The sequence below is a fragment of the Poseidonibacter lekithochrous genome, assembly GCF_013283835.1.
Classification (GTDB): Bacteria; Campylobacterota; Campylobacteria; order Campylobacterales; family Arcobacteraceae; genus Poseidonibacter; species Poseidonibacter lekithochrous.
Window position 1 is genome coordinate 83,552 of the sequence record NZ_CP054052.1, and the last position, 12,066, is coordinate 95,617.

Below are 12,066 nucleotides of genomic sequence, written 5' to 3' on the forward strand. Positions count from 1 at the left end.
TTTGATGAATAATAAATAGTTAATAAAATTAACAAATTTAGAAATTTAGAAAGAATATTTTATAGAGAAATCAAATAAATTAACTATTTTAGTTATAAATAGCTTAAGCTTAATTAAAGGTTTAGTAAGGAATTTTCCATTACAATTCTAAAATATTTAAATTACAAAATGGTTACATAAAGGGTTACTTTGGATATCAAAACGTTTGAAACATTAGATAAAGCTGCTGGAAAAACGCTTCCAGGTTTTGCTAAGTTGTCACTGGCATTACTATTTATGGTAGTAGTATTTTTATGGTCTTATACATCACATGGAAATGTGCCAAATAATACATTCCTAATTATTGGTGCAGTATTTGGTGCATATATGGCAATGAACATTGGAGCAAATGATGTTGCTAATAATGTAGGTCCTGCTGTTGGATCGAAAGCTCTTACTTTAACGGCAGCTATTGTTATTGCAGTTATCTTTGAAGCTATGGGTGCATTTGTTGCTGGTGGTGATGTTGTTAAAACAATCAAAAAAGGAATTATTGATCCTGCTTTAATTTCTGACCCTCAAGTATTCATTTGGGCTATGACAGCTGCTTTATTATCAGCAGCATTATGGCTTAACTTCGCAACTTCTATTGGAGCTCCGGTATCTACGACTCACTCTATTGTTGGTGGTGTAATGGGTGCAGGTATTGCAGCCGCTGGTTTTGCTATTGTTTCATGGGGAACTATGGGTAAAATTGCTGCATCATGGGTAATTTCACCTGTCTTAGGTGGTGTTATTGCTGCTGCCTTCCTCTATTTTATTAAAACCAAGATTGTTTATAAAAAAGATATGATAAGTTCTGCAACTAAAATAGTGCCATATTTAATTGCAGTTATGACTTGGGCATTCTCAACTTACTTAATTTTAAAAGGTATTAAAAAACTTATTAAGTTAGACTTCTTTACAGCTGCTGGATTAGGATTACTAATTGCAATTGGAGCTTTCTTATTAGTTAGACCACTTATTGCAAAAGTTGCTATGAAATTAGAAAACTCTAGAGTTTCTGTAAATACATTATTTACTATTCCATTAATTTTTGCTGCTGCATTACTTTCTTTTGCTCACGGTGCAAATGATGTTGCAAATGCAATTGGACCATTAGCTGCTATTAATGATGCGGTAATGAGTTCTGAGATTTCTTCAAAAGTTGATATTCCTTTCTGGGTAATGGCAGTTGGTGCTGTTGGTATTGCTATTGGACTTGCATTATATGGACCAAAACTTATCAAAACTGTAGGTTCTGAAATTACAGAGCTTGATCAAATGAGAGCCTTCTCTATTGCAATGGCAGCAGCTATTACAGTTATTATTGCTTCTCAATTAGGATTACCTGTATCTTCTACTCATATTGCAGTTGGTGGGGTATTTGGAGTTGGATTCTTAAGAGAGTACTTAGATTCAAATGAAACTAGATTCTTACAACAATTAAGAAAAAAATTCAAAAAACATAAAAAAGAGTTAGATTCTATGACTAAAGAGCTTGATGAATTAGAAGCACTTGAAAAGAAATCTAAATCTAACTACGTTAGAATTGTTGAACTTTACAAAGGTATTGAAGAGAAACAAGAAGTAGTTAAACAAGAGAAAAAAGACGTTAAAGAAGCAAAAAGTGTTAAGTATGTAAAAAGAGATGCTGTTAAGAAAATTATTGCAGCATGGGTTATTACAGTACCAGCAGCAGCAATGTTATCAGCTGCAATCTTCTTTATGATTAAAGGAATTATGAGTTAAGTAGAACTATCTACTTATCTTGTAAGTTCAAAAGCATCACCGATGCTTTTTATTAAATCTTTTATTTGAGTAGGTTTTCTCAAATAGAAGGTAAATAAATCTGCAATATCTTCTAGAATATGATCCTCTTGGGAATAAGCTGAAATAGCAATAATTGGAATATCTCTTTCTACATTACTCTTAATATTTTTTGACATATCAATTCCAGAAATTTTTGGCATATTAATATCTGTTACAACAACATGAATTTCATCATTAAGTGCATTAAATTTATTTATACCATCTTGCCCATCTATAGCTGTATGTATTTTATTAAATACAACAGAAAGTAAGGTAGCTGTTTGTTCTCTAATGAACTCATCATCTTCTACATATAAAATGTTTATATTTTTTAAATTCTCATACATTTGAAAAATATATCTAAGATTATATTACATTATGATAAAATTCCAAAAAATCTATTTAGGAATTTTATATCGAAGCACTTGTCTCAGTAGCCACAATTTATTTATTTATTATCATGGGATTTATTTTTAAAAGAGTATTTAAAAATGATGTAAATGAAAGAAGTATTGTTTTATTAAACTTATATTTCTTACAACCTATGCTAATTTTTTGGGGTTTAACAAGAGCTCCTATAAATGATGATTTTATTCTTGCTCCTATTATTTATTATATTGCAATTTTTATAGCTTTAGTAATTGCGTATATTTACTCTCTACGGGTTTTTAGTAGGGATTACCAAGACAAATCTATCTTTATGGCTTCCTCGTTAGTAGGAAATACTGGTAATTTAGGAATTCCCCTAGGAATCGCCCTTTTTGGGGAGTCTAGCGTGCCTTATACTTCTATTTTAAATATTGCAAATATTTTCTTTATTTATATATTTTCTGTTTATTTCTTTGCGGGAGATAAATTTAGATTTATTGATGCTTTAAAAGAGATATTTAAAATTCCTGCAATGTGGTTTGCAATTGCTGCTTTATCTTTTAATTACTTTGGATTTACTCTAAGTGCTGATTTTGATAAAGTATTTACAATGGGTGCTTATGCTGCAATTGTAATGCAATTAATCATCTTTGGAGTATTTATGTCTCAAGTAAAGATTAGAACTGCAAACTGGAAGTTATCCCTAAATATCGCTTTATTTAAACATATAGTTCTACCATCAATTGGATTATGTGTAATTTTATACTTTGACATAGATCCTTTCGTAGGAGCTATTTTATTTTTGGAACTTATTGTTCCTTTGGCTGTGAATAATGTAAATTTATCAGCACTATATAATTGCAAACCAATTGATACAACTTTTTCTGTATTGATTAGTTCTTTTGTATTTGTAGCTTTTATTTACGTATATATTTTAATAATTAATAAGTTTTTTGGATTGTAGTATGTGTGGAATAATCGGTAGTAATTTTATCTCTAGTAATTTCTCTTCTTCTTTAGAGATGTTAAATAATAGAGGTCCAGATTTTCAAAAGTCAATTAAGTTTGAGGATAAAGAGTTTGGTCATACAAGACTAGCAATAATTGATTTGGATGAAGAAGCAAATCAGCCTATGGTTTTTGATGATATTATTTTAGTTTTTAATGGTGAGATTTATAACTATAAACAACTAATAATTGATGAAGAATTAGAGTGTAAAACTCAAAGTGATTCAGAGGTTTTAATAAGACTTTATCAGAAGTATGGTTTTGATTTCTTAAATAAATTAAATGGTATGTTTGCTTTTTGTATTTATGATATGAAAAAAGATTTATATTTCTTTGCTAGGGATAGATATGGTAAAAAGCCATTATTTTATTATTTTTTAGATAAAAAACTTATTTTTTCTTCTTCTATTAAATCTGTCGTTAATTTACTAGATAAAAAACCAAACTTGAATAAAGTAGCTTTATCTAAGTATATGCAGTATTTTGTCTCTTTTGGAGAAGATACTTTTTTCCAAAATGTATTTAAACTCGAAGCTGCAACGTATATGGTTTATGAGCCTAAAAAAAGTAAAGAGCTTATTCGTAAACGTTTTTATAAGATAAATACATATAAAGCTGTAAAAGATGAACATCAAGCTATTGGTGATATTGAAGAACTTTTATTTAATGCTGTTGAGTCTAGATTAGTTGGTGATGTTGAAGTAGCATCTTTATTAAGTGGAGGAATTGATAGCTCACTTATTTCTGCTTTATATACAAAAATCTCTGGAAAAAAAATAAATACTTTTTCAGTGGGATACAATGAATATAAAAACTATTGTGAATTAGATTATGCAAAAATTACAGCAGATCATATTGGTTCATATCATAATCCTGTAGAGATTTCTAAAAAAGATTTTATTGATAATTTTGAGGATACTATGAATGCATTAGAAGAACCCCATGGAGATTCTGCTGCAGTGCCTTTAAATATCTTAACAAAACAGATTCATCAAAGTGGAATCAAAACAGTTCTCTCTGGAGAAGGTAGTGATGAGATTTTTTTAGGTTATGACAATTATGCTAAGTTTTTAAAGTATTATAGTTTTGAGAAAACACTAAGTGGAGATCAAAATGACTTTTTAAATGATATTATCTCTGCTTTACAGAATAATACTAAAGAGAGTGAATACCTAAGACGTATAGTTAAAAAACAAAATCTTTATAACTCTTTTGGCGAGATTTATACTGATATTCAAAAGAAAAGACTTTTTAATAAAGTTCCAACTTTCAAAAATGAGAAAGCAAAAAAAGATCCAGTTGATTGGATGAGTTATATAGACTTAAAAATTTGGCTAGGAGAGAGTTTATTATCAAAGGTTGATAGAATATCAATGAGAAACTCTTTAGAGGTTAGAACACCTTTCCTGGACTTTAATTTAGTGAATTATCTTTTCTCTGTTGATTCAAAGATAAAAGTAGGAAATACTAATAAATACTTGCTAAAACAAATAGCTCAGAAATATATTCCTGATACAATTATTAATCGAACAAAAAAAGGTTTTAATTCTCCTTTTAATGAGTGGTTAAATCAAGAGTATGGTAAATCTATTTTAGAGACAATTCTTTTTGTGAATAAGGAAACTGGATTATTTAATGAAGAGTATATAAAGCATATATATGAACTTTCTTTAAAAAGAAAATTTAAACAACATCTTTATTCTTTATATGTATTTTCATTGTGGTATAAAAAAGAGTTTCTATCTTAAGAGAAAAGATTGTAAAATCCTTTTAATTTAAGAAACAATAAATATAAACAAATATTAAAGAGGACAATATGACAATATTAATACCTGTTAATGATACAAATAGAGATGAATGTGTTATCTCTTCAATCGAAGAGAATAAATCATGGGCTTTTATCAAATTAGAAGAAGGTAAAATTGCTAGCATAGAATTTTATAATAGAAGAGAAGAAATTACTGAATGGATTGATGCTGTTGTTGTAATTAATGAGTTAGAGTATGTTTGGCCATTTATGGATGAAGGTATTATTGCTTTAATTGCACCAACTCAAAGAAGTATTGATGAAATTGTAGAAGCATTTCTTTTCAAAGATCTTCACGATTTCACTGTATAATGAACTTTACTAAAAAAGACTTAGAAACACTTAATCAAATTATTGCCTCTCGACGTGATGTTAGAGGTAATAACTTTATAAATAAAAAAATCTCAAAAAAGAAATTAACTGCTATTTTAAACTCAGCACTTCATGCTCCTTCTGTTGGATATTCTCAACCTTGGAGATTTGTAATTGTTGATGATGAAAAAAGAGAAAAAGTATATAAACATTTTTCCAAGTCATTTGAAAAAAGTAAATTAAGATTTAGAGATAAACCAATATACAATACCTTAAAACTTGAAGGTATAAAAGAATCAAATATTAATATTGCTGTGTACTATAAAAAACCTACAAAAAATGTTTTAGGTCAAACTTATATGAAAAGATCTGGTGAATATTCTGTGGTTTGTGCAATCTTAAATATGTGGTTAACTGCTAGAGCTATGAATATTGGAATGGGATGGGTTTCTATTTTAAAACCTAAAAAAGTGAATAAAATTTTTGATATTGATAAAAAAGATTATAAATTTATAGCTTATTTATGTTTTGGATATACAAAAGAGTTTTATGATGAACCAGAACTAAAAAAACTCAAGTGGGAAAAAGAAAAACAACTTCAAGAGTGTCTACTCAATAAATAAATAAATCTAATACTTTTTCATTAAGCCTATTAAAACTTTCTTATTTATATAATTACAAACTTAAAAAAATTAGGAGTAATTATGAAAAGAATAATTGGTAAATTAGGTGTTACATCTGTTTTACTTATTGCTATGGCAATGGCTGTCCAGGCAAAAGAAAAAGTATATAAATTTAAATTAGCTACAACTTGGGGTACAGCTGGTACACCACTTATTGACGCGCCAAAAAATATGGCAAAACTTGCAGAAGAAATGTCTAACGGAAGATTATTAATCAGAGTTGACTCTTCAAATAAACATAAAGCCCCTTTAGGTATTCTTGATATGGTAAAAGGTGGTCAATATGATATGGGTCACTCAACATCTTATTTCTGGAAAGGTAAAGATATAAACACTTTACCATTTACTACAATGCCATTTGGAATGACAGCACCTGAACAATATGCTTGGTTCTATCACGGTGGTGGTATGGAATTTATGAAAAAAGTTTATGATAAACATAATGTACTTGCTTTCCCTGGTGGAAACACAGGAGTACAAATGGGTGGATGGTTTAAAAAAGAGATTAAAACTCTTGATGACTTAAAAGGTCTTAAGATGAGAATCCCTGGTTTTGCAGGTGAGATTATGGCTAAAGTTGGTGTTCAAGTTACAAATATGGCTCCAGGTGAATTATATACTTCATTAGAAAGAAATACATTAGATGCATTAGAATGGGTTGGACCATCAATGGATATCAAAATGGGCTTTCATAAAATTGCTCCTTATTATTACACTGGATGGCATGAACCAGGTGCAGAAACTCAGTTCTATATTAATACAAGAAAGTTTAATAAACTACCAAAAGATTTACAAAAGATTTTAGTTACTGCTATGAGAGTTTCTGCTTATGATTTATATATTCAGAACTATCATTTATCAGCTATTGCTTTAGCAGATATGTTAACTGAATATCCAAATATTAAAATCAAAACGTTACCTTCTGAAGTTATGAAAAAAATGAAAGAAGTAAATGCTGAATTAAGAGTTGAAATGGCGAATAAAAGTCCATTACTAAAAGAGGTTTTCCAATCTCAGGAAGCTTATCAAAAGAAAGCAAGAGAGTGGACAAAAATGTCTGATTTCTTATATTTAAAAGATAACTTAGAATAAGAATTAATAAATGAGCTTTGGCTCATTTATTAAAAACTCCCATTTGGATCAAAGCCCATATCACTCATATCAAATCCCATATTAGAATCAAATGTTGCTTGATAAGGATTTGTATATCCTTTTTGACTAGCTAAACCTTGAAGTTGAAGAATATCCATCTTAGGATCTATCCCTTGAGGACAAACCATAGTACATGCTCCACATAAAGTACAATCCCAAATACCGTTACTTTGAATACTCTCAATTATAAGGTCGTTATTAGCCATCTTTTTGTCATTTGAATATCTCAATGCTCTTGATAGTGCAAAAGGCCCTAGAAAGCTCTTATTTGCTTCGTAAACAGGACATGAACTATAACATGAGTTACAAAGAATACAATTACTTTGTCTATCAATTTTATTTATATCTTTTTGCTCAATTTCTTCATCTGAATTATCTTGCATAAAAGAGTTTGTTTTTTCTATTAACAATGTTTCATGTGAAACATCTACTACTAAATCTTTTATTACTTTAGAATTTTTGATAGGTTCAATTACATCATTTTCATTGATATTAGTTTTACATGCAAGTCTTTCAACTCCATTTACTCTAACAGCACATGAGCCACATACTCCACTTTTACATCCACATCTATATGTTAATGTTTCATCATGTTCTTTTTTAATTTCATTAAAAGCTTGAAGAAGGTTTGTATTAGAAACTTCAAATTCATTGTTAAATTTTTGAGGTTCATTTGCTTGATTAAATCTCTTGATATTTATTTTCATACTACATCCTCAAATGAACAAGATACTTTATTCTCTTCTAGTACGGCTTTAGAGTTTTTCAAATAAGAAACATCAATATTTGGATAATCAACTCTATAATGACTTCCTCTACTCTCTTCTCTATTTAGTGCAGATTCTATAACAACTAAAGCAATATCAAGAATATTCCTGAACTCTAAAAACTCTAATAAATTTTTGTTGTACTCTTTTTGTTTGTCCACAACTCCAATTTCATCAAGTGAATTTTTTATTTCATTGATTTGTTTAAGAGCTTCATTTAAACTATTTTTATCTTTAAATAAACCGGCTTTATCAAATAGTATTTGCCCTACTTCATCTTTGCATTTATATAAGTTTATTTCATTTTTATATTCAAAGATATTTTCTATTTCTTCTTTAATTAATTCAAGTTTATTTGAGTTGATATCTTGAACACTTATTTCATTGTCAATATTTTCAGATGCATAGCTTCCAATATGTTTTCCTAGAGTAACAATTTCTAATAGTGAATTTCCACCTAATCTATTTGCACCATGGATATTAGCTTGTGCACACTCTCCAGAGGCATATAGATTTTTAATATTTGTTTGTCCATTAATATTTGTTTTTATTCCACCCATTGTGTAATGAGCTGCTGGATTAATTGGTAATAATTCCTCTTCAAGTTTTACATTTGAAAACTCTAAGGCAAGTCTTCTCTCTTGTGGCATTAAGTCATTTATTTTTTCTAAGCCTAAATGTCTAAGATCTAGATATACACTTTCTTTATTTGTGATTCTAGTATATATAGCCCTTGCTACTTCATCTCTAGCTTTAAGTTCGTCAATAAATCTATTACCATCTTTATCCACTAGATATCCACCCTCACCTCTAGCACTTTCACTAATTAGTATATTTGAATTAACAAGTGCTGTTGGATGAAACTGTACAAACTCCATATTAGATAATTTTGCCCCAGCTCTTAATGCAATAGCAATACCATCAGCAGTATTTGAATAAGAGTTAGTTGTAAAGTTTTGGTATATTCCTGCATATCCACCAGTAGCTAATATTATACTTTTTGAATATATCTCTTTTATTTCTCCTGATAAAATATCAAGAATTACTACACCCTTACAGATTTTATCTTCTACAATTAAATCTAATAAAACATGTTCATTAAGAAATTCAATTTTGTTTTTGATACATTGATCAAATAGTGTATGAAGAATTTTAAGTCCAGTATAATCACTAGAGTAACAAGTACGTATTTTTTTAGTTCCACCAAATTTTCTTTGAGATATTTTATTCTCTTTATCTCTATTAAAAGGAACTCCAATTTCATCAAGCCAGTTGATTGTATCTTTAGCATTACTACACATAAAGTTGATGTTATCTTTACTTGATATCTCTTTAGAAGCATTGTATGTATCAGCTACATGTTGTTCTATGCTGTCTTTATCTTCATATAAAACTGCATTGATGCCACCTTGAGCTTGAACTGTTTGAGAATGTGTTGGTTGAGTTTTTGATATAACTAAAGTTTTTGAGTTTTTTTCTTTTGCACTTAGTGCAGCACTAAGACCAGCTGCACCAGAACCAATTATTATGACATCATACATTTTAATCCCAAAACTCTTTTATATTTTGAGAAGAGTCAATTTCAACTTTTTTTTCATTAGTCTGAGGGCTCTCTACATTTTCAATATTTATTTCATTACCTAACTCTTCTATTTTTGCTAGAGCATCTTGTAAATCTAAATCACTTATCTCTTCTACAGATTCAATATCATTAGCTACAATATTAATATCTTCTGTTTCCCCTATTTCTTCTTCTTTTGTTTCTATCTTTTTTTCAATAGCTTTTTCTTCAACTTTTTCAACTACTTGTTTGTTTGTAGTTTTGTTTTCAAGTTCAGCTTTCATTGCTAAATATTCAGTCATGATATCTTCATACTTATTGAAATCCAATAACATAAAACTTGGTTTACCATCTCTTAGTATGATTGCTTTTTCTATTTCGTCTTTTGCCAATTTATCAAAAACATTTTTGCTTTTTCTAATTAACTCCGTTGAAGAAAACATCTCTTTTGATGTGTATTGTAGTAAGCTCATTTTAACTCCTATACATATAATAATTAGTATTATAACACAAAAAAAACTTTTGTTTAAAATAATTTGTTAATAATTATGTTATAGATTTGGAGTTTTATTCTTGAATGATTCGTATTGTAGTATGTATAGAGATTCTAAATATCTTTGAATTTTCAAAGATATTTAGTTTGATATATTTATTTTTTTGTGAAAATTTGCTCAGCCCACTCAGTAATTGGACCTCTTAATACTTTTTGCAATTTAATAGCAAAAGTATTAACAAGAGTACTTTCATCCTTAGTAGATTTTAAAAGTGTTGTTAATGCATTTGTGTATTTATTTACATAGAAGTTATCAATTTGTTTATTAGAACCTAGGATTGTAACCTTACAAGTATTATCAATTCTTGATAGAACCATTTGCATTGTTTTATTTGACATATTTTGTGCTTCATCAATGATTACAATTGCATTTGAAAGTGTTCTACCTCTCATCTCACCTACCCACATAGTTTCAATACTATAATTAGCGATCATTTGCTCTATTCTAGCGCTTAATTCTTGTTCATCTAACTCTGGCATTGCCTCAGGGTTCTTTTTTGATTTCTTACGCTTGTATTCGCTTCTAATGATATAGTCTAAACTATCCATTAGTGGATGGTTATATATTTTAAATTTTTCTTCTAATCCTGGTAAATATCCAACATCTTCACCCTTATCCACAGATTCAATTGAGTTTCTAATATATATAATTCTTTGGAAGTATTTTTGTCTTACTAATTTCAGCGCTGCACTTAAAGCTAAAAGTGTTTTACCAGATCCTGCTTTTGCTTCAACTATTAAAACATTATAGAAATGATTTAATAAAGCATTTGAGAAAAATAGTTGTTCTTTATTTAATGGTGTAATTATTTGATTTCTAACCTCTACTTCATCTAATACTTTAATTCTTTTATTTTGAATATTAGCTAGTATTACTTGATCTGAAGATTTGATTTTAAAACAATATGAATAGTTATAAGGTTTATACTCTTTATCAAAGTTAGTAATTTCTTGATTATCTAAGTTCTCTTGGTCTTCGAAGTTTATAGTGATTTCTTTAACAAACTCATAATTGAATTCATCTTTTTTTGAGCCACTTAAAGCATCTGTTTTTATATCAAGAGATATTGCTCTTGTTCTAGCCATGATATCTAGTGATAAAAATTCAACCTCTTCTTCATAATAAAGATTAGCAAATTTAGCAATTTCTAGTATCTTTCTATCATTTATAATATTAGGTGATACACTCTTGATATTAACGTCATACTCTTCTTTAGAGATTATATCAATAGTTGTATTATCGCGGTCAATTATTTCTAGTCTAATGATTTTATATAAACCATTTTTACTTGAGCTTTTAATATTAGAGTTTTCTAATATTCTAGCAAACTCTCTAGCTTGAAAATTGATCTCTTCAAAACCACTTTTTTTACTATCAATTTCATCTAGAACTGTTTCAGGAAGAATGATTAAATTCTTACCCTCTTCTGATAGTTTGAATATATTATTTGCATCTTCTAATAATATATTCGTATCTAATACATAATATTTATCAAAAATCATTTTGCATCTTTCGGTGTTTGTTTTAATACTTTATATACAATAAATGCACCAAGTGCTAAGGTAATTACTGTAAATAAAATTGAGAATGTTTTTGTAATAACATACCCTACTATTAATAAAGATAGAATAGTTGGAACTTCATTATATGCTCTAAAGAAATTACCACTTTTAGTGAAGTTATCTACTGCTAATTCTTTTCTATATTTCTCTAAAGAGAATGAATATATTACTAGAAGAAAAGCAAATAAAAGTTTTGCATGCATCCATCCACCAGCTTCAGCAGATAACAAATATGGATTCATATATAACATAACAGCACCACTAAATATTGTAGCCCACATAGCTGGCATACCAATGTATTTATATATTTTAAATTCTTGGATTTTAACTACATCTGTGTAATCTTTTTTATTCTTTTGTTCAACATGATAAACATACAATCTTGGTAAGTAAAAAAGCATCGCCATCCATGACATGAATGACATTACATGAAATGTCAATATCCAACTATAATATTCCAT

General features: G+C 28.5%; 12 protein-coding genes. 6 read left to right on the top strand and 6 right to left on the bottom strand.

Features of this window, described 5'->3' with window-relative positions; translation table 11 throughout:
- The first annotated feature begins 189 nt into the window (after window positions 1-189).
- Entirely contained in the window at window positions 190-1,770 is a 1,581-nt protein-coding gene (locus ALEK_RS00435) for an inorganic phosphate transporter (RefSeq protein WP_071626620.1), read from the top strand.
- A 14-nt stretch (window positions 1,771-1,784) separates the two neighbouring features.
- On the opposite strand, the gene ALEK_RS00440 is transcribed toward ALEK_RS00435, so the two are convergent.
- Entirely contained in the window at window positions 1,785-2,177 is a 393-nt protein-coding gene (locus ALEK_RS00440) for a response regulator (protein WP_071626621.1), read from the bottom strand.
- Window positions 2,178-2,245: 68 nt separating this feature from the next.
- On the opposite strand from ALEK_RS00440, the gene ALEK_RS00445 reads away from it, so the two are divergent.
- The 5 genes from ALEK_RS00445 (at window position 2,246) to ALEK_RS00465 (ending at window position 7,101) form a co-directional block, all read left to right on the top strand.
- Entirely contained in the window at window positions 2,246-3,163 is a 918-nt protein-coding gene (locus tag ALEK_RS00445) for an AEC family transporter (RefSeq protein ID WP_071626622.1), read from the top strand.
- Window position 3,164: 1 nt separating this feature from the next.
- A complete protein-coding gene (asnB, locus tag ALEK_RS00450; protein WP_071626623.1) occupies window positions 3,165-4,955 on the top strand; it encodes an asparagine synthase (glutamine-hydrolyzing) in 1,791 nt (596 codons plus the stop codon).
- A 68-nt stretch (window positions 4,956-5,023) separates the two neighbouring features.
- Window positions 5,024-5,326 (top strand): hypothetical protein, encoded by a 303-nt coding sequence (locus ALEK_RS00455; RefSeq protein WP_071626624.1) that lies wholly within the window; start codon window positions 5,024-5,026, stop codon window positions 5,324-5,326.
- Window positions 5,326-5,949, top strand: coding sequence for a 5,6-dimethylbenzimidazole synthase (gene bluB / locus ALEK_RS00460; RefSeq protein ID WP_071626625.1), 624 nt, complete (start codon window positions 5,326-5,328; stop codon window positions 5,947-5,949). Before ALEK_RS00455 ends, bluB begins: the two co-directional genes overlap by 1 nt.
- 81 nt (window positions 5,950-6,030) lie before the next feature.
- On the top strand, window positions 6,031-7,101 hold the full coding sequence (locus ALEK_RS00465; protein ID WP_071626626.1) for a TRAP transporter substrate-binding protein: 1,071 nt from the start codon (window positions 6,031-6,033) through the stop codon (window positions 7,099-7,101).
- Between the two features lie 29 nt (window positions 7,102-7,130).
- On the opposite strand, the gene ALEK_RS00470 is transcribed toward ALEK_RS00465, so the two are convergent.
- From ALEK_RS00470 to hemJ, 5 genes are all read right to left on the bottom strand, one after another.
- A complete protein-coding gene (locus ALEK_RS00470; protein ID WP_071626627.1) occupies window positions 7,131-7,868 on the bottom strand; it encodes a succinate dehydrogenase/fumarate reductase iron-sulfur subunit in 738 nt (245 codons plus the stop codon).
- A complete protein-coding gene (locus ALEK_RS00475) occupies window positions 7,865-9,469 on the bottom strand; it encodes an FAD-dependent oxidoreductase (RefSeq protein ID WP_071626628.1) in 1,605 nt (534 codons plus the stop codon). Before ALEK_RS00475 ends, ALEK_RS00470 begins: the two co-directional genes overlap by 4 nt.
- 1 nt (window position 9,470) lies before the next feature.
- Entirely contained in the window at window positions 9,471-9,962 is a 492-nt protein-coding gene (locus ALEK_RS00480; protein WP_071626629.1) for a hypothetical protein, read from the bottom strand.
- Between the two features lie 176 nt (window positions 9,963-10,138).
- Window positions 10,139-11,545, bottom strand: a complete 1,407-nt coding sequence (locus ALEK_RS00485; protein WP_228146282.1) for a PhoH family protein — start codon at window positions 11,543-11,545, stop codon at window positions 10,139-10,141.
- Window positions 11,542-12,066 (bottom strand): protoporphyrinogen oxidase HemJ, encoded by a 525-nt coding sequence (gene hemJ, locus ALEK_RS00490; protein ID WP_071626630.1) that lies wholly within the window; start codon window positions 12,064-12,066, stop codon window positions 11,542-11,544. Before hemJ ends, ALEK_RS00485 begins: the two co-directional genes overlap by 4 nt.